At 43.7% G+C, this 17,989-nt stretch carries 16 protein-coding genes; 6 read left to right on the top strand and 10 right to left on the bottom strand.

Annotated elements, in window-relative coordinates; genetic code table 11:
• Nucleotides 1-3: 3 nt before the first annotated feature.
• The 5 genes from ACWYU8_RS10005 to ACWYU8_RS10025 all read right to left on the bottom strand — a co-directional run bounded on the left by ACWYU8_RS10005 (nucleotide 4) and on the right by ACWYU8_RS10025 (nucleotide 4,501).
• A complete protein-coding gene (locus ACWYU8_RS10005) occupies nucleotides 4-951 on the bottom strand; it encodes an HlyD family secretion protein (protein WP_457519395.1) in 948 nt (315 codons plus the stop codon).
• 380 nt (nucleotides 952-1,331) lie between these two features.
• Nucleotides 1,332-2,123, bottom strand: coding sequence for a PhzF family phenazine biosynthesis protein (locus ACWYU8_RS10010; RefSeq protein ID WP_457519397.1), 792 nt, complete (start codon nucleotides 2,121-2,123; stop codon nucleotides 1,332-1,334).
• Between the two features lie 103 nt (nucleotides 2,124-2,226).
• Complete coding sequence (arsB, locus tag ACWYU8_RS10015; protein ID WP_457519399.1) at nucleotides 2,227-3,282, bottom strand: ACR3 family arsenite efflux transporter; 1,056 nt, start codon at nucleotides 3,280-3,282, stop codon at nucleotides 2,227-2,229.
• 87 nt (nucleotides 3,283-3,369) lie between these two features.
• Entirely contained in the window at nucleotides 3,370-3,711 is a 342-nt protein-coding gene (locus ACWYU8_RS10020) for an ArsR/SmtB family transcription factor (RefSeq protein ID WP_457519571.1), read from the bottom strand.
• Between the two features lie 70 nt (nucleotides 3,712-3,781).
• On the bottom strand, nucleotides 3,782-4,501 hold the full coding sequence (locus ACWYU8_RS10025; RefSeq protein WP_457519401.1) for a hypothetical protein: 720 nt from the start codon (nucleotides 4,499-4,501) through the stop codon (nucleotides 3,782-3,784).
• 866 nt (nucleotides 4,502-5,367) lie between these two features.
• Here ACWYU8_RS10025 and ACWYU8_RS10030 point away from each other — a divergent pair.
• Entirely contained in the window at nucleotides 5,368-6,525 is a 1,158-nt protein-coding gene (locus ACWYU8_RS10030) for an amino acid permease (RefSeq protein WP_457519403.1), read from the top strand.
• 234 nt (nucleotides 6,526-6,759) lie between these two features.
• Nucleotides 6,760-7,113 carry a hypothetical protein gene (locus ACWYU8_RS10035; RefSeq protein WP_457519405.1) on the top strand — a complete coding sequence of 118 codons (354 nt, stop codon included), beginning with the start codon at nucleotides 6,760-6,762 and terminating at the stop codon, nucleotides 7,111-7,113.
• Nucleotides 7,114-7,159: 46 nt separating this feature from the next.
• On the opposite strand, the gene ACWYU8_RS10040 is transcribed toward ACWYU8_RS10035, so the two are convergent.
• From ACWYU8_RS10040 to ACWYU8_RS10055, 4 genes are all read right to left on the bottom strand, one after another.
• On the bottom strand, nucleotides 7,160-9,031 hold the full coding sequence (locus ACWYU8_RS10040; protein WP_457519406.1) for a methyl-accepting chemotaxis protein: 1,872 nt from the start codon (nucleotides 9,029-9,031) through the stop codon (nucleotides 7,160-7,162).
• A gap of 391 nt (nucleotides 9,032-9,422) precedes the next feature.
• Nucleotides 9,423-10,787, bottom strand: a complete 1,365-nt coding sequence (locus ACWYU8_RS10045; RefSeq protein ID WP_457519408.1) for a YjiH family protein — start codon at nucleotides 10,785-10,787, stop codon at nucleotides 9,423-9,425.
• 544 nt (nucleotides 10,788-11,331) lie between these two features.
• Nucleotides 11,332-12,003 (bottom strand): YoaK family protein, encoded by a 672-nt coding sequence (locus ACWYU8_RS10050; protein ID WP_457519410.1) that lies wholly within the window; start codon nucleotides 12,001-12,003, stop codon nucleotides 11,332-11,334.
• A gap of 161 nt (nucleotides 12,004-12,164) precedes the next feature.
• The gene (locus ACWYU8_RS10055) at nucleotides 12,165-12,572 is read right to left on the bottom strand and encodes a GFA family protein (RefSeq protein ID WP_457519412.1); all 408 of its coding nucleotides are present in this window, start codon (nucleotides 12,570-12,572) and stop codon (nucleotides 12,165-12,167) included.
• Between the two features lie 282 nt (nucleotides 12,573-12,854).
• Between ACWYU8_RS10055 and ACWYU8_RS10060 the strand changes: the two genes are divergently transcribed.
• Both ACWYU8_RS10060 and ACWYU8_RS10065 read left to right on the top strand, forming a co-directional pair.
• Nucleotides 12,855-13,484, top strand: a complete 630-nt coding sequence (locus ACWYU8_RS10060; protein ID WP_457519414.1) for a hypothetical protein — start codon at nucleotides 12,855-12,857, stop codon at nucleotides 13,482-13,484.
• 123 nt (nucleotides 13,485-13,607) lie between these two features.
• Nucleotides 13,608-14,897, top strand: coding sequence for a peptidoglycan DD-metalloendopeptidase family protein (locus ACWYU8_RS10065; RefSeq protein WP_457519416.1), 1,290 nt, complete (start codon nucleotides 13,608-13,610; stop codon nucleotides 14,895-14,897).
• A 115-nt stretch (nucleotides 14,898-15,012) separates the two neighbouring features.
• Here ACWYU8_RS10065 and ACWYU8_RS10070 read toward each other — a convergent pair whose 3' ends face one another.
• Nucleotides 15,013-16,830, bottom strand: a complete 1,818-nt coding sequence (locus ACWYU8_RS10070) for a putative bifunctional diguanylate cyclase/phosphodiesterase (RefSeq protein WP_457519418.1) — start codon at nucleotides 16,828-16,830, stop codon at nucleotides 15,013-15,015.
• A gap of 540 nt (nucleotides 16,831-17,370) precedes the next feature.
• Between ACWYU8_RS10070 and ACWYU8_RS10075 the strand changes: the two genes are divergently transcribed.
• Nucleotides 17,371-17,718, top strand: a complete 348-nt coding sequence (locus tag ACWYU8_RS10075; protein ID WP_457519420.1) for a hypothetical protein — start codon at nucleotides 17,371-17,373, stop codon at nucleotides 17,716-17,718.
• Between the two features lie 124 nt (nucleotides 17,719-17,842).
• Nucleotides 17,843-17,977, top strand: a complete 135-nt coding sequence (locus ACWYU8_RS10080) for a hypothetical protein (protein WP_457519422.1) — start codon at nucleotides 17,843-17,845, stop codon at nucleotides 17,975-17,977.
• The last annotated feature ends 12 nt before the right edge of the window (nucleotides 17,978-17,989 follow it).

A 17,989-nucleotide genomic window follows, 5' to 3' on the forward strand; every position in this document is an offset into this window, starting at 1 on the left:
CAGTTACTCCACCAAATCTACTTGGGCAGGGACGCCAGAGGGCAGTGATTTTGCTGAGTCCGGTAAATCGACTTCGGCCAGATACATCAGGCGAGAACGCTCTTCTTCAGTAAGAGCAAAATAAGGAGTAAAAGATGGCTCTGTTGCCACCCAACGGACGGTTCCCTGCAAAGGATCATTTAAACCATCTACGTTAACGGTGACTGATTTTCCCGGCACAAAATTGATACGGTAATCTGCCGGGACGTAAACACGTGCATATGGGACGCGGCTTGCCTGTATCACCGCAACCACGCCGTTAACAGGTACGCGCTCTCCCAGATTGTAGGGCAAGTTATCCAAGGTGCCTTCACGAGTGGCCGTAATGGTTAGCTCTGCCAGCTTTTGCTCTTGCAGTGCGACATCTGCTTTTGCTGCCATCAGTTCGGCTTTAGCTTGCTCGATATCTTCTGGTCGAGAGCCCGCAGTAAGTTTGCTGAACTCTTCTTTTGCGGAATCTAACTCAGCTCTGGCGGAGTCTCTCGATGCGAGCGCTGAGTCTTTCTCCGATTGGCTAATCAGCTTCTTACGTACTAACTCGGCTTTTCGCTGGTAGTTTTTCTGAGCCTCTGTCAGTTGAGCTTCGGCTCTTGCTACAACCGCTGAGGCTGCGGCGATGTCTTCTGGTCTTTCCCCGTTAGTCAACTTCAATAAATACGCTTCGGCTTTGGCTTGTTCCGCGACAGCATGAGCAAGTATCGCTTGTTGGTTTTTGGTATCGAGCTGTACGAGAATTTCACCTTCGTTGACTTGGCTGCCTTCTTTTACGGGTAGGGCACGAATAATCTCGTTTGATGTTGCTGTGAAGGTGACTCGGTCACGCTCCAGGGTGCCGAGAGCTTGATGGGTGTTGTCTTTTGAGCATGCCGTCAGAAGGGCGATAATTAACGTGCCAAATATAATTCGCTTCATAATGCGGTGCGTCCTCGAAAGATGGTTGGCCAGAAAACCTGGGTATGCTGACGGTCAATTAGGGAGATCAATGTATAAGTTCATCACATGTAATCGCATGATTCCCTGAATGACAAAACTTTACTACAGCTTAGCACGTAATTTTCAAACTATTCTTTGTAAATAGAGATACTTAACGCTGCGGCGGCTTAGTCAAGTGAAAGAATCGAGAGCATGATCGAAATTTTGTACTTCTGAATGGAGTGAGTCTAGGATGCTGCCACAATAAAACGGGATCAGTGAGATGGCCGATATTTACGGTCTGTCTAAGTCGAAGGTTTCAGTTCAGAAAGCCCAACTTGTGGTTGGGCTTGGTGTTGGATCTTCTACTGAGTAGTTTATTAAACGAAAATTTTCCCTTTCATATACAGCACACCGTCACCGGAAACTTTAACGTGGTCTTCACCCACATCACAGTGTAAAACGCCACCACGTGCAGAAGCCTGGTAGGCGACAAGTGAGCTTTTACCAAGCTCTTTTGCCCAAAACGGCGCAAGCCCGGCGTGAATAGACCCTGTTACAGGATCTTCGTCTCCACCATTAGCGGGCCAAAAGTAACGTGAGACAAAATCATAGTTGGAACTTTTTGCGGTGACGACAACATCGTACGGAGCGAGTTTTTTAAGCTGGGCAGATTGGTATTCAATGTCTAGCACGTCTTGCTGGTTCTCTAACACGACAAAGTAAGCTTGAGGGCTTAGTAATACACGCTCGACGTTACTGCTGAGGCCTTCAATCAGCGCTGCTGGAATCTCTTTCACAGGGAGGGGAGCTCTGGTAGGGAAGGTCATTTCGATCTTACCGAGCGAATTTTTCACTACGGTTAGTTTTCCTACTTCCAGAGTGTGGAATTCGATACTGCTATCAACATTTAGCTGGTCAAATAATACCAATGATGAAGCGAGTGTTGCGTGACCACAGAAGTCGATTTCAGTGAGTGGTGAGAACCAGCGGATTTCATATTGATTTTTGCCGATTTGTTTAATAAATGCGGTCTCAGAAAGATTATTCTCTGCGGCGATGTTTTGCATCAGCTCAGCATCAAGCCACTCAGTCAGGGGAACGACTGCGGCGGAGTTACCTTTGAACTGTGAGTTTGTGAATGCGTCAACCACGTAAATATCTAATTCCATCTCTTTTTCCTTTTCTGAGCTCAATCGGATTTGCATAAACACTATACGCAAACGCCTTCCTATTGGGGAAGGCGTTTTGAGCTTTATGGGTTAACTTTCGTGTTTAGTTTCTGTATTTTGCTTTCATTCGCAGTGCCAAGTTAACCAAAGCAATTAAAACTGGCACCTCAATCAAAGGACCAATCACGCCAGCGAAAGCCTGATCAGAACTCAAGCCAAATACGGCGATGGAAACCGCGATAGCAAGTTCGAAGTTATTACCGGTTGCTGTAAAAGCGATTGAGGCGTTTTTGTCGTAAGGGAGTCCCATCTTTTTACCAATAAAGAAGCTGGCAAAAAACATCAATACAAAGTAGATAGCCAGTGGAACGGCCACCCGGAAGACATCCATTGGTAGTTCTAGAATCATTTCACCTTTTAGGCTGAACATCAGCACGATAGTCGCGAGCAGAGCGATTAAGGTGATTGGAGAAATACGTGGAACGAATACGTCGTTATACCATTGCTCTCCTTTAGTTGCGACCAGCCACTTACGGCTAAGAAAACCAGCTAGGAAAGGAATGCCCAGGTAAATCAACACGCTTTTTGCGATATCTCCCATCGAAATGTCGACGGTGAATCCTTCGTAGCCAAAGAATGGCGGTAGCACAGTGATAAATAACCAAGCCATCACACTGTAGGTCAGAATTTGGAAAGCACTATTTAATGCGACCAAAGCGGCGCCATATTCTTTGTTACCACCACCGATGTCATTCCATACCAGAACCATCGCAATGCAACGAGCGAGGCCAATGAGAATGATACCAACCATGTATCCCGGATGATCGCCCAGGAAGGTCAGCGCAAGGATGAACATCAGTATCGGGCCAACGATCCAGTTCATCACCAGAGAAAGTGTGATCGCTTTTATATCTCTTGTTACCGTTCCTAGCAGACCATAGTTCACCTTGGCCAGTGGCGGGTACATCATCAGGATCAAACCTATAGCCAGCGGTACGTTAGTACTGCCAACAGACATCGCCTGATTCCATTCTGCAACTTGTGGGAATGCCGCTCCAATGCCCACGCCCACTGCCATGGCAACAAAAATCCAAACCGTTAAGTAACGGTCCAGGAAGCTCATTCTGTTACTGGCACTATTTAATATTTCAGTCGTCATCGTATCTATTACTCGTTTATCGTCGAAAGACGATGTTTAAATATAACGTTCACCCGCATGCGCCTTAACAAGTGCAAGGGTAATAGGCTAACTAAAAAGTGTGGAAAAACTGGTCTTGAAGTTATCAAGAGTCTCGCGTTGAATTCGGTAACAAACCTTCGGGGGATTTGGTTCAGCAGTAATGAATCCAGCTTGCTTAAGAATACGTAGATGCTCAGATACCGTGGATTGAGCAAGGCCAAGCTCAGACACTAAATCACTATTCAAGCATCCACCCATCGTGTCTAGTGTATGAAGCATATGCAGAATGCGTAAACGCGCAGGATGTGACAAAGCTTTTGCCTGTGCAGCCAGGGTTTGTTCATCGTTAAGTTGTTGCTCAGTTATCTCGAAAGAAACCGGGCAAATACTTGTGCAGTGATTATTCATCGCTTGGTCTTCATAGTTAATCGTCGAATTGCGATTGATTTTACGTTGCACCTTTGGTTTATGCAAGGCGCTATAACGGAGATTCAACAACGACATATTTTCTCTCATTTCGTAAAGGCAGAAACCAGGTGTTCTGATACTGGAAATACGTTTGCCCATTCACTACGACGGTTTTTTTAGTGCTTGGGAGAGTGTCGACAACTTCTCCTTTCTTGTAAGGGCTGTTTGAGACAGCATTCGAATTCGACGAAAGAGCCACATCACTGCTATCTATCACGGTGTAGTTACCCTCTGGTGGGCTTTGCACATACACATAGCGGTCGCCATCTTTTTTATAGTAGGCGTTTTGAATAATTGCGTAGGTGATCCCAGCAAATATGGCGAACGTGGCGATGTCTACTAAGTCTCTGTGATAGTAGTAATAATGATCACCATAGGGTGGATAACGATAGCCTCTTCGAACATTAATATAGGTTGTGTGATGATGTGGCGGTCTAATCACAACTGGCGGACGGTCATAGCTCGGTGGTCTGATTACATTCGGAGGACGATGATAGCTCGGTGGCCTGCTTACATTCGGAGGTCGATGGTAACTCGGCGGCTTATGCTGATACGGAGGTTTTACTGGCTTGGTCGGGTGTTTGATCGGTCGAGTCTGATGTTTGTTACCTGGTTGAGTAACAGGGCGCACATAGTGGTCGTTGTTCGGTTTCGCCGACACAGAAACCATGCCTATGAGAGAAAATACCAAGGTTATAACAACCCATCTGATGATTGAACCGCTTTTCATAAAACGCCTCCGTTACCTATTTGGAGAGCAGACGTACTCATGCCTAAGTATAACAGAGCATTGGGCTTAGGATGTGTTCTTATGTCATTCAAGTATGGGAGATTGAAGACGCATTACAAAGGGGATCTGTGGAAGACAGTAACCGAGCAATGGCAGCGGGATAGATTTCAATTACGATCTGATCTAAAAAGCACTATCTCATCTAAAAAGTACTATCTGATCTAAGAAGGATATAAATGCTGGGGAACCACACCCAGCATTTCGACACAGATTTACCAAATTTTCGAACCGTAAATCAGTGTTTAGAGGTATATGAACCGAATCTTGTCGGAACGCAGCGAATAATAGCGATATTGTCTGATCTAGGCTACGCCCTTGGAATTTAAGGCGTTCTCTTAAGTTGTAAAATAAACTGTACACCTACAATCAAATCGTCCACAAAGTAGGCGTCTAGCGTTTAGTTATGTCTGTTGAATAACTCATCGACACATCTATGGTATTTAAGTGGCGCTGTTAAAAGATCTGGCTAGAAATATGACCTTTTACTTTTCAATCATCCTAATTATGCCTTACAATCCCGCCGAACCAATCCCATTCAGTTAAGAATGGGCGATTGATGAATAAGATGGACGATTTTTGCTTCGAACCCAAAAATTGCCAGCTCATCAATCAGAATATCGCCTGAAAATGATCTCCAGCATAGTCATGACCACGAGAGTGCACTCTCTTCTGGTCAGTACGTATTATTGCCATTTGGTGTGTTTTTGCGCCTACATTTTGGCGAGCCGGGGACGTTTTGTTGTTTGTTCTATTTACGTAGTACGACAGGCGAAACAAAAAACGGATTGAATTTTGAGGTATTAACCGTGAATCTAAAACTTGTCGGCAGCTCCCTGATCGTTGCAGGTACTGCTCTTGGCGCTGGTATGCTTGCTATACCTATGGTGCTTGCTCAATTTGGCCTCCTGTGGGGCACTCTTCTTATGCTGTTCATCTGGGCTGGAACGACTTATGCGGCACTGCTTCTTCTTGAAGCGAGTTGTAAAGTCGGTGGTGGCGTTAGTATGAACGCGATTGCCAGAGACACTCTTGGCAAAGGTGGTCAGTTGGTGACCAATGGCCTGCTTTACGCTCTGCTTGTTTGTCTTCTTATGGCTTACATTATTGGTGCTGGTGATCTTTTACAAAAAGTCACGGCGTCTGTCGGATTGCCCGTTTCTACTATTTCAAGCCAGGTTGCGTTTACGCTTGTGGTAGGCATCATCGTTTCTGCTGGTACTGGTGTTATTGATAAGCTAAACCGAGCCTTGTTCATTGGTATGATTGTAGCGCTCGTTCTCACTCTGCTTACTCTTATGCCAAGCGTAACGTTCGAAGGCTTGGATGAAGTCGTGAGTAACGACAAAGTTGCGCTGATTAAAACTAGCTCTGTTCTGTTTACGAGCTTTGGTTTTATGGTCGTGATTCCGTCACTAGTCAGCTACAACAAAGAAGCGAGTAAAACTCAGCTGCGCAATATGATCATTTTTGGCTCGACGATCCCTCTCGTTTGCTACCTATTATGGTTACTTGCAGTGGTAGGCAACTTACCGCCACATGAACTTGTACAGTACTCGAATGTCACTGAGTTGATCGCGGTTCTGGGGCAGCATTACTCTGGTCTGGAGTTTATTCTGTCGATGTTTACCGGCCTTGCGTTGTTGACCTCGTTTTTAGGTGTGGCGATGGCTCTGTACGACCAAAACGCAGATTTGCTTCAAGCGAGTAAGCCTGTGGTATTTGTGACCACATTTATCTTGCCGTTGCTGGGCGCAATCTTCGCGCCAGAACACTTCTTAGCAATTCTTAGCTACGCCGGTATTATTCTGGTGTTCTTAGCAGTATTTGTTCCGTTATCGATGACAATGAAAGTTCGTCGAGTACCCGTAGAAGGCAATAATGTCTACGAAGCTGGTGGTGGTGCAATGGGCATGAGTATGATGTTCCTGTTTGGCTGCTTTTTGCTGGTTGCACAAGCCGTATAGCTTTTAAAAAGTTTAAATATCAAATAGATAATAAAAAAGCCGCGTTAACTACGCGGCTTTTTTATTGGTTTGCGGATCAGAATGTCAGAGAGGAGGCTCGTTACGGCTCTGACGTAAATCTGATATATGGCGAAAAGTTTGACGATTTGGTGAAAAACCTTAGCGTAAGACTGACACGAATTCGACAGCATCTTCCTACTATATGAATGGTTAATTCGATTAAGGAGAACTGTTGTGTCAAAACAATTATCTTTTGCCATGGCTGGCGTTATGCTTTCATTAGGTATGTTTAGTGCCGACGCGATGGCTGATCCGAAACACAATCATGGTCATAGAGATGATCATCACCATTATCACGATTATGATCGTGACCGTGACCGTCATCACCATAAGCGTAAATACAAGCACAAGCATAAGGAAGTGATTGTTGTTGAATCAAGACCACCTAGGTACCGATACTACCACCGAGATCGAGTTCCAAGTAATAGCGTCTTTATTCAGATCGGTAACTTGACCTACTTGAAGGTGGACGACCACTATTACCGTCGTTCTAATGACCGCTATGTCCACGTTGACTTAAAATTATAAAAAAACAGCGAGCAATTATGCTCGCTGTTTTTGGTTTTTGACCAGTTTATACCGTGAACCGGTTGAGGATTTCATCTTGTTTACGAACGTCCTCTTGCTGTCTCTGCATTGCTTCGTTGGTTCGATTCGCTGAATCAGCAACCTGAGTCGAGAGGTCTTTGATATTGACGGTATTATTGTTGATTTCCTCTGCAACCAGACTTTGTTCTTCTGCCGCAGATGCAATCTGCAAGTTCATGTCAGAAATACGCTGAATTGCATCTCGGATTCGCTGGAGAGCATTATTGGCAAGCTCTGCTTTCTCTACCGCTTCCACTGCGCTGCCTTTACTTTGATTCATTGCACTGGCAACGGATGAGGCACCAGACTGAAGTCGTTCAATCATACTACGAATTTCTGTCGTAGACTCTTGGGTACGTTGAGCCAGAGTCCGCACTTCATCAGCAACAACGGCGAAACCACGGCCTGACTCACCCGCACGAGCCGCTTCTATCGCTGCATTTAGTGCAAGTAGGTTCGTTTGGTCTGCAATGTCATTAATGACTTTAAGGATGGTTTCGATGTTCGCGGTCGCCGATTCAAGGACATGAACTTCCTCAACTGCAAGATCAATACTGTCAGAGAGTAGGTTAATGGTTTGTGTCGACTCGCTAACAATCGATGAACCTTCAACTGTCGCTTGATCCGCTTCTTTTGCTGCACTTGCCGCACCTTGCGCATTGTTTGCCACTTCGTTAGCCGTTACCGACATTTCGTGCATAGCCGTCGCCAATTGCTCAAGTTCCTGAAGTTGAGTTTGAATCGCACTTGCAGAATCTTCTGCACCTTGAGCAGTGATTTGTGTACCGCTTAAGATCTGGTCAGAAATGCTTTTCGACTCAATCATCTGATGCTGTAAGTTTTCTATAAAGGTATTAAAGTTTTTCGCCAGTTCAGAAAATTCGGGATCGGAATTGGTTTCCAGACGTTGTGTGAGATCGCCTTTACCTGAAGCGACATCTTTAATCGCGTTGTTAAGGGCATCGAGTGGACGCATTAATGCACGGATCAGCAAAGTCAGAGCAATAATTGAGGCAATGATTGCAAGAATCGAATATATGATTGCATTGTTACGCAAATGTTCTACATCCGCATAGGCGATGGTTTCATCGATCACTGCACCCAAATACCAGTCTTCACCACTAATATGGGTCAGGCTAATCAGGTAAGGTTTATTATCTAACTCTATTTGTTGAGTGGAACTTGTAAGGCTAACTTGTGGCAGGTAACTGCTTAGCTTTTCGCCATGGTATTTGCTTTCAGGATGCGCAATGGTTGTACCATCAGATGACACAAGGAACAGGTATCCGGCGTCAAATAGGTTTACCTTGTTTACTAGCTCTGAAAGGGTGGTCAGTTCCAGGTCATAAAACATTGCAGCCATAAACTGACCATTTTCTTTGACTGGTGTACCAACAGAGATGATCACTTTTTTCGTTGAGATATCAACGTACGGAGCGGTAACGATAAGGTCGCCGTTACTTTTCGCTGCCGTAAACCAAGGACGTTTACGGGGATCGTAAGTAGCGTCTGGCTCCCAGCCATCGTCATTTTCAACCACAGAACCGTTGCTGTCGTAGCCTAAACCAATCGCTAAGAAATTGGATTTTAGTGTTGGTCTCTCGATAATGTCCTGAACATAGTCGTGCTCGTTAGGAGCAAGTTCAATGGCCTCGGTAATAGAGCGAGCGAGATTCTTTTTGGCACTAATCTCTGATTGAACGGTATTACTTACACTGTTCAAAATTTCTTTTACGCTCGTATCGATATGTTCCTGAGTTTGAGAACGGATGGTCAACACCTGTTCAATAGACAATAGTGACACGGTAATAAGCAGCAAGATTGAAGAAGCGGTGACAACCTTATGTCTGAATTTCATGAGCTCTCCTTTGAGTCTCCCGATTGGCTTCTCTGTGCTTCTACCTCTTATCATTTGGGTAAATTTTGCAGAAAGAGAAACCGTTTGTGTTTGGTTATTTTTATATCGACAACCATGTTGAAAACTTGAAGTCAAACACGCTCATTTTTGATGAAAAATAATTCAATTTTTATCTGTAGTTATGCTTGAAAAGTCGTGAGGATATTTATTGCTTTTATATGAATGAGTTATAAAAGCATGATGTCTAAGTGATACAGGTCCGAGGAGTAATCTATTGTCAAGGGGCCGACGTGTTAGGTTGCGTAATGAAGCTATACAAAAGGAGAGATGAATGGAGAGAAATAAAAAAGGCTCCGCGGTTGCAGAGCCTCTCTATGTCAGCAATCTGATATTAGAAGATCAGATGAGCGACACCAGCGATCACCGGTAGGGTGATTAGGGTGCGCAGAATGAAGATAACAAACAGTTCTACGATGTTTACCGGGATTTTACTACCTAATAGTAGGGCACCGACTTCAGACATGTAGATAAGCTGAGTTACGGACATTGCAGCAATCACAAAGCGAGTCATCTCGTTGTCAATTGACGCCGCAAGAATTGCAGGAATAAACATGTCAGCAAAACCAACAACAATAGTTTGCGATGCGGCCACGGCTTCAGGCACTTGCAGCAGTTCAAGGTATGGAATGAACGGCTGACCCAGAATCTCAAACACAGAAGTGTATTCTGCAATGACTAGCGCGACGGTACCAAGTCCCATAACGACAGGTAGTACACCGAAAACCATATCAATTGCGTTATGAACCCCTTCTTTGAAGACAGACTGGAAAGAAGTGACTTCAGATGCGCGTTTTAAAGCTAAATCCATGCCCCAAGAGAACGTTGTATGACCTTCTGGTACTGCATCAGCATCTTTATCAGGCTTGCTGCCATCAATGTAACGGTCTTTCTTCAGGCTCAATGGTGGTAAGCGAGGGATGATTACCGCTGCAACAACACCCGCAAGACAGATAGTGCCGTAAAATGGCAGGAATAAGTGCTCTAGCTGTACCTGTGCGATGACTACCAAGCTAAAAGTGATAGATACTGCTGAGAAGGTTGTACCCACGACAGCCGCTTCACGCTGAGTGTAAAACTTGTTCTCGTACTGTTTGCTGGTCAGAAGGATACCGACACTGCCATCACCTAACCAAGATGCCATACAGTCGATAGCACTGCGGCCAGGCAGGTTAAATACCGGACGCATGACTTTACTTAAAAGCGCGCCAAACAGCTCTAGAAGACCAAAGTTCAGCAACAATGGAAGCAATAGGCCGGCAAAGATAAATACTGCGAATAGGGTTGGCAATAATCCGGTCAGAACCAGGCCACCCGTGTTCTCTTCCCATACTGCTTTTGGACCAATCTGGAAAAACGTCATTACAACCGCTGCTGCGCCAATCAGGCGAACGACTAACCACAGTGCGGATGGATTGAACAGGCCGTTAAGAAAGCCATTACGAAGTACCGCAGCTGGCTGGAAAATTTTGCAAAGAACAGAAGCGACAGCCATGAAAGCGATGATTCCGGTAATAATGGCAATCAGTGTATCACCCAATAGCGCGGGAATGACTTTAGCCATAACCGCAACCGGAATAGTAAGGTCACCATCATAAGAGATAGGTGCCATGAAAAGAAGAAGGCCGATTAAGGATGGGATCAAGAACATCCAGAAGTTGCTTTTAGGAGCTTCAGTAGCATTAGTGTGATTGTTCATAGTTGTCTCGTGTTACTACTAGTCAATACTTGCCATAATCCATGACATAAATATTCACTAAACATCCGTATTTAATCGCAGGTTGCGGAGGGTACCCGCAAACTACATCCATTGCAATACTATTCATTAAATACATTTACTTATTCAGTGGATTTGTCGGAAAATTCAGTGAATTAAGCTATTCTGTATGCGAATATGTTGCTCGTGTTAGAAAATTGTATCACTAAATAACTTTCTTGAAGGTAAATAAGGGAAGCAGTGTGATTGGAATTGTAAAAAGTCAATTAAATGTGATCTATGTCGCATCGTTTTTCGGGAGTTTTTCATCATTACACCAATTGTAAATGTGGGTATACCATCTAAATACGACAAGTCGTGACGGACAAAGTGAGCGACGTGTAAGCCTGAAGAGCGTTGCGAGATCGCATTAGGGGTAATATATGAGATGTGCGGAGCTATTCACTTGAGGTCTTGAGGCTCTAAGTAAAACCTCCGCAGGGTTCTATTGTTCAACTGTTATACGCATTTTGGCTGCATTGAAGTGCTATCTGGGTGTGTGTTCTTGGTCGTATAAAAGGTACACCCCATAAATAAGGGCGATGCCAAATGCCAGCAGTGCCGGAAATATCAAGGTGTGTAGACCGTACACAGTAAAGAGAGCGGCACCTGCAACGCCTCCTGATAAAAATCCGATAAAGATAAATAGAAGCAGCAGTGCTTTGCGTCGGTCAAATTGACGTCCGCGCAAGCTTTCTCCGATCATAATCCCAAGGTCAGTAATGATTCCGGTCATATGTGTTGTTCTGATGACAGCGCCACTGAACGTAGTAATCATAGCGTTTTGCAAACCGCAAGCAGCGGAAGCTAAGTATTGCCCGTAAACATTCCCCTGTACTAAAAAGCCCCAACTCAATAGAAGCAAGCTTCCCTCTATGCAAAGCGCAACACCGTATCGCCGCCCAAGTTTTAATGCACTACTCTCGATAAAAAATCCACTGAATGCAGCGCCTATTAAAAAGCTGAATATGATAAAGAGCAGGTGAATGGAGTTGTCTACACCTGTTAGTAAGCTGTTCCCTAGCTGAGTTACGGTTCCGGAAATGTGTGTTATCGCTTGATGTTGAAAGCCGAGAAGACCGACGGCATTGACGCAGCCCGCGAGAAGGGCAAGTAGAAACGCGCCATATTCCACCCAACGAGGAAGTCTGGAAATCACAATTAAACCTCACCAAATGTTAGGAGACGATTATAGCGCTCGTGTGGAGATACGAAACCCCTTACAGTACAACTGGGTTGATCAGTCTCAAAAAAAACTCGAATAGAAAGTTTATTGCGAGGCCATTAGAGCATTTCGTGTACACAGGGGCGTTGGGCAGGTTATTCGATGTGCTCTACGGTGCATTCGAAGCTCACCCAGCCATGCATTCGTTCTTCATAAATGGACACGGTAGGGCGATGAAACTCTTTGTTGCCAAATAGTCCGACTGGCACAACAATGATTTCTGGTACAGCAGACAATATCAAACGCATGGTTGTTCCACACGAGGGACAGAATTCGTATCGAACCTCATTTCCATCGTCGTTGATTCTGGTATAGCTAATCACGTCACCATCTAAGATGACGTGCTCTTTCAGGAAGCGCGCTTGTACCCCAAACACACTGCCTGTTCGTTTTTGACACTCAAAGCAGTGGCAAATGGATGTGCGTATTGGCTCACCTTTGCAGCGAAGTTGAACCAAACCGCAAGCACATTCACACGAGTGGATTATGTTTGTCTTCGGCATCGTCATTACTTTTCAATTTCCCAGAAATCAGTGTAGGACAATTATACCCAAATGACTTCAAATCCTTGCCTTATATGGCGTCTTTGCTCGCTACTCAGGTAACACGTCTAGGGTATGATCGAGTTATCCTGGATTCCTGTCTGTACAAAATACGTTCTGTTTCACGCATTTTTATTTTGAAACATTTCAAGTCTTAAAGGGAAATTCGTTTTCGGGTTACGTAGCATTAATTGGTATATACTCCGAGCGGAAATCACCGAACATAAAAACAAGGAAGTCTTCATGGCTCGTAAGCGAATATTACCTATTCCACTTATTCTTCTCATCCCAATTGTATTATTAATCGTCGTCATTGTTGCAGGTGTTTACCGATTTAGCCTCTCTGATGATGAAATATTGGCCAGATTTCCATCTAATGAAGTCCAATCTAATTCTATTGTTTTAGAAGTTTTGAATATTCAATCTTCAAACCCGTGGACAATTCAAGTTCCAGATCAAAATGCGGTGACTTTTCTGCAAGAGTGGGATAAAGAACGCGGTTATTTGATGGGTGATTATGATGCTGGAGCAACGCAAGGTACGGTGCTGTTACCGACCGACTTTATTGCCAAGAGACAGATTAATCAGGAGCTTTGGATCGCCGCACCCATGGTCGTGACTACACAAGGTACAGGTTCATTTTATTATATTGGTCTGTTCAAATTTGATGCAGTACCAAGCAGAGTGATATTACTTGATAGTGTCTTTATTGGTGATCGTATTAAATTTAATCAATTACTTTGGCGTGATGACACTAATATCGAAATTTCTTATCTTTCACACGATGTTAATCAAGCCATGACAGAAACACCAAAACAATTAAATTCTATATCACTCAGTCGCGTAGGGAATTTCCTACATATGCAACAATGATGAATTAATTTTGATTCTGTAAAAAATAAGTGTTTTCTGAGCTAGATCTCGAAATTTCATAGTGATTTCTTATGCGGGAATGCATAAGCTATGTCCCATGTTTAAAAGGAGATAGTAATTCCCGTGTCTACAAATGAAATTACAAGACGGTTGCCGAATCTGACAGGTCGTAGAGCGCTGCTGTTGTACTCCTTGCCTGTTTTAGTCGCTATTGGTGTTTCTCAATCTTTCAAAGAGACATCATTAACGAAGACCATTGCGTTAAATCTGCCTGAATCTAAGGTAGTTGAAAGAATTCTTGATGCGACGACTGCCTCAGCCGACGTTGTTACTCCACCCAACTTTGAATATCAAATCCAGGCCGGTGATAATCTGAGTACAATTTTTAGTCAACTCGGTTTCGGTTACAGCTCTCTTATGAAAGTCATGGAAACGGATTTGAACTACCTTGCACTGGATACTCTAAAGCCTGGTAATACTTTACGTTTTTGGCGTGATGATATCGAAGGTGAACTGCTCAAAATGGAACTGCAGTTCTCTATCGCAGACAAAGTGGTTTATGAGTTAAACAGTGATGGTGGCTATGACTTTACCGACATTTCTATTCCGGGTGTTTGGAACCAGGAACCTTTAGTCGGTATCATTCAGGGAAGTTTTTCTTCGTCAGCGAGTCGCCTGGGTCTCACTTCGGCTGAGATTAGTCAGGTAGTGACGCTACTCAAAGAGCAACTGAATTTTGGTCGAGATCTTCGTGCTGGAGACCGCTTTGAAGTGGTTCGACGTGCTCAGAGTATCAATGGTGTCCAGACGGGCAAGAACGAAATTGAAGCGATTAAAATTTATAACCGTGGCCGTGAAATTACCGCTTATCTGCATACAGACGGTCAATTCTACAACGCTAAAGGTGAAAGCCTTCAACGTGCGTTCCAGCGCTATCCTGTGAGTCGCAGCTGGCGTATTAGCTCTGGGTTTAACCCAAATCGCCATCACCCGGTTACTGGTCGTGTTGCGCCTCATAACGGTACCGATTTTGCTGCTCCAACAGGTACTCCAGTCGTATCAACCGGTGACGGTACGGTCATCATGACGCGTAAACACCCTTATGCGGGGAACTACGTGGTGATTGAGCACGGCAGTAAGTACAAAACCCGATATCTACACTTGAGCAAGATCTTAGTTAAGAAAGGCGATAAAGTCACTCGCGGACAACGAATCGGTCTTTCTGGTAAAACAGGTCGGGTAACGGGCCCACACCTTCATTATGAGTTGATCGAATACGGTCGCCCGGTTAATGCAATGCGAGCCAATATTCCAATGGCGAGCTCTGTACCAAATAAAGAGATGGCCACGTTCATTGCTAATCGTGATGAGATGGATCAGCTTTTAAAGAGTAAAGAGAAAGCGGTTCTTTAATTCTGCTGCTCTTGAGTACCTTTTGATACCATCATGGTGATACGCGAAGGCCAAGCAAATGCTTGGCCTTTTTACTATTTTTGTTTCTTATTCTTCTTGTTTACTATGCTTTATTCTATGCACTTTTAGCTTGTCGTTTGTTAATCAAAGCTACCATTTCAGTGACGCGGTTTGGCTTAGCGTAAAAATAACCTTGAATAAAATGACATCCCATTTCTATCAACTTTTTCGATGCCTTCTCGTCTTCTACGCCTTCGGCCACTAAGCTGACATTGAGCAATTGGGCAAGTTGTACGATCAACAAGACCACTTGCTCAGAAGTTCTGTTGGAAAGCATGTTTCTCACAAACGTTGCATCTATTTTTATGCTATCAATAGGATAGTTGTGAATGTAATTCAAGCTCGAGTAGCCGGTTCCAAAATCATCTAAAGCGACTTTAAATCCCAGATAGCGCAACGAATTGAGGACCATTTGCTCACGTCCACTCAGAGACAGCAGAACGGTTTCAGTCAGTTCGATGACAAAGTCATTAGTTGAATGGTGGTACTTTGAAACCATGCTTGTTAAATGATTGATATAGCGTTTTGAATCCACCAACTCATAAGCAGAACAGTTTATCGATAACTTTACTTTGTATCCGAGTTTCCTTTCTAATTCTTGTTTGGCAACGCAAGCGAGTTCAATGATACGTTCTCCGAGTTCAACGATTAACCCCGATTGCTCAGCAGCTTCTATGAACTCGGTCGGAGAAATAGAGCCTAATACCGGGCTATTCCAACGAGCCAGAATTTCAAAGTAATCCCATCGATTGCTTGTGACGTCTACGATTGGCTGTACGACAACATACAGCTCTGGGTCATCACTAATACTTGATCTTAACTGGGTACGGATGACCTCTATGAGTTGTGTTTGGCGGTGATAAAGCGCACTTAGCTGGTTGTCATAATGCTGAATTCTCGTGTCTCTGTGCTTTTTGCAATCTTTTAGCGCCAGGCTGGCATTCAAAATGAGTTCATCACTGCTCAGCATTTTAATCGTAGAGCGTGCAATACCAATGCTAACAGAGAAGGATATGTGATTTGACTTATCGCTGTATCCAGCTTCGATTTTATCCAAAATCTGCTGACAGACAGCAACAGGGTCTTCATCAAAGGTAATAAATGCAAACTCGTCTCCGGCCACCCGAAATGCGTGATCGGGGGATGACAAGCTAAGCTGTATCGCATTGGCCGTGAACTTTATAATCTGGTCGCCAATGTAGTTGCCATTGATGTCATTAATCGACTTGAAGTTATCGATATCAATATAAGCAAGGTTAAAAGGCTGTGTTGCTTGCTGTGTTAAAGTTTCTAGCGTATCGGCTAAGCAACTGCGATTGAGGAGCCCGGTGAGATTATCGTGAGAGACTTCGTAACTGAGTTGATTTAGAAGCTTGTCAGAGCGCTCACTGACCCATTTTTCTCGCAAGCTATGAATGATGACATTGGCATAAAAGCGATGAAGCTCCAGTATGGCTTGAACTTCATTCTCTGAGACTTTGTGAGCGAATGTCGATATCAGGATACCGAGAACATCGCCGTTTTGTGTTTTTAGTGGTAATCCCAGATAAGCTTTTACGTTGTTATTTAAAAATGTCTCATCTTCAGAGACGAATCTGTGGACATGGTCTGAGTAGAATATCTGTTCACCGATATCTTTCACCACTTCATCGCAAGACGTTCCAGAAAACGAGTAAAGGTCATCTTCAATTTTACCTCCGCTGGCGATAGATATTGTGTGAGCGGAATGCTGAAGATGGGCCACCTCTACGATACAGGTACAGTGACTCTGAATCTGTTGATGGATATCTAATATCACTCTGTTAAGCAGAGCATTACCGCTCAGTTTCAATATTTCAGCAAGCTTTTGCAAACTGATTTGTACATGATCCATTGGACACGTCACCTAGCGTTGAATGTTTAATATCGAGTGTTGTTTGTTGTAATTCACGAGCACTGAATATTTGATACGTATCTGACAAACTATCGTTTACTTAGGTGAATTTTTCAAACTTTGTCATTGACCTAAGTATTCCTTGGTTTGTTCTGAAATGTCATTAATAACACGACTTTTCTTTCCTGCCTTTAACGTTCTGTCTGTGTAATGTCAGAAGGCTTATTTTTGGTCCGCGTTATCGGGCTAGTAAAACGAAATTCTCTTCTTCTAATAAGCGAGATTTCAAGTAATCGAGAAACAACTCCGTGCGAGTCTGTTGGTAGTCCAGAGATTAAGTTCCAGTGGAAGCATGCGGTGGATTCTTCTTGCAAGGGCGAGACGGCCTTCCTAAAATGCGCAGCGAATCGAGTCATAGTAGCAAGCTATTTTAGAGTGAAGCATTTGATATGTGTCATCAATACAGAGCGATTTGTATCAACCACTCAACTATCATTATTTGCGTACTGACAATTTTTCTTTATATCGTTAGGTGAAAGAATGCAACAAAACGAATTTGAAACGCTGGTAAAAGAGATTACCCAACAAGAAAACATGCCTAAAGCGCTTGAACTGCTTAAAACATGTGAGGAAGAAGAAGTTGCACAAGCTGCACAATCTCTAACAGGTCAGTTTGGTCTCGCAGAAGTGGATGGTGAAAAACGCATTTATCATGTTACGACTCAAGTCGATGACTCTGGTGAAGAGCAAGAATATGTTGAACACGTAATGAACGAAGGGGATCATCTGATCAAATTTGCGGCTTGGTTTTTTGAAACTTTCTTTGAAATCAAGCAGAAAGACACCTACGTTGCTGCTGGGAAAACGTATCAACAGCCGAAGCGATAGTGCAACCTTTTTCATGTTATTGATTGAAATTAAATTACCTATTAATGTGATTTAGATCTTGTTTTTATCCTTTTGTGATGTAATATTACTACATAACTTCAAGGGATACATTCAGGAGAAGGTCATGAATAACGAAATTGGTGGCGCTTACATTGGCCAAATGATTGCTAAAGATGCAATGCATAAAGCACTTCACGGTAAAGCGAAGAAGAAAAAAGCATCTGCTCTTTCTCGTTTAGTGAAAAAGCTAACGAATTAATCCAAAAAAGCC

It is taken from the genome of Vibrio limimangrovi (assembly GCF_054064025.1).

Coding starts and splice junctions, on each gene's coding strand:
- ACWYU8_RS10045 (WP_457519408.1), bottom strand. CDS start 10,787: ATGAACAATCACACTAATGCTACTGAAGCTCCTAAAAGCAACTTCTGG.
- arsB (WP_457519399.1), bottom strand. CDS start 3,282: ATGACGACTGAAATATTAAATAGTGCCAGTAACAGAATGAGCTTCCTG.
- ACWYU8_RS10060 (WP_457519414.1), top strand. CDS start 12,855: ATGGCTCGTAAGCGAATATTACCTATTCCACTTATTCTTCTCATCCCA.
- ACWYU8_RS10070 (WP_457519418.1), bottom strand. CDS start 16,830: ATGGATCATGTACAAATCAGTTTGCAAAAGCTTGCTGAAATATTGAAA.
- ACWYU8_RS10075 (WP_457519420.1), top strand. CDS start 17,371: ATGCAACAAAACGAATTTGAAACGCTGGTAAAAGAGATTACCCAACAA.
- ACWYU8_RS10005 (WP_457519395.1), bottom strand. CDS start 951: ATGAAGCGAATTATATTTGGCACGTTAATTATCGCCCTTCTGACGGCA.
- ACWYU8_RS10040 (WP_457519406.1), bottom strand. CDS start 9,031: ATGAAATTCAGACATAAGGTTGTCACCGCTTCTTCAATCTTGCTGCTT.
- ACWYU8_RS10055 (WP_457519412.1), bottom strand. CDS start 12,572: ATGCCGAAGACAAACATAATCCACTCGTGTGAATGTGCTTGCGGTTTG.
- ACWYU8_RS10080 (WP_457519422.1), top strand. CDS start 17,843: ATGAATAACGAAATTGGTGGCGCTTACATTGGCCAAATGATTGCTAAA.
- ACWYU8_RS10025 (WP_457519401.1), bottom strand. CDS start 4,501: ATGAAAAGCGGTTCAATCATCAGATGGGTTGTTATAACCTTGGTATTT.
- ACWYU8_RS10020 (WP_457519571.1), bottom strand. CDS start 3,711: ATGAATAATCACTGCACAAGTATTTGCCCGGTTTCTTTCGAGATAACT.
- ACWYU8_RS10010 (WP_457519397.1), bottom strand. CDS start 2,123: ATGGAATTAGATATTTACGTGGTTGACGCATTCACAAACTCACAGTTC.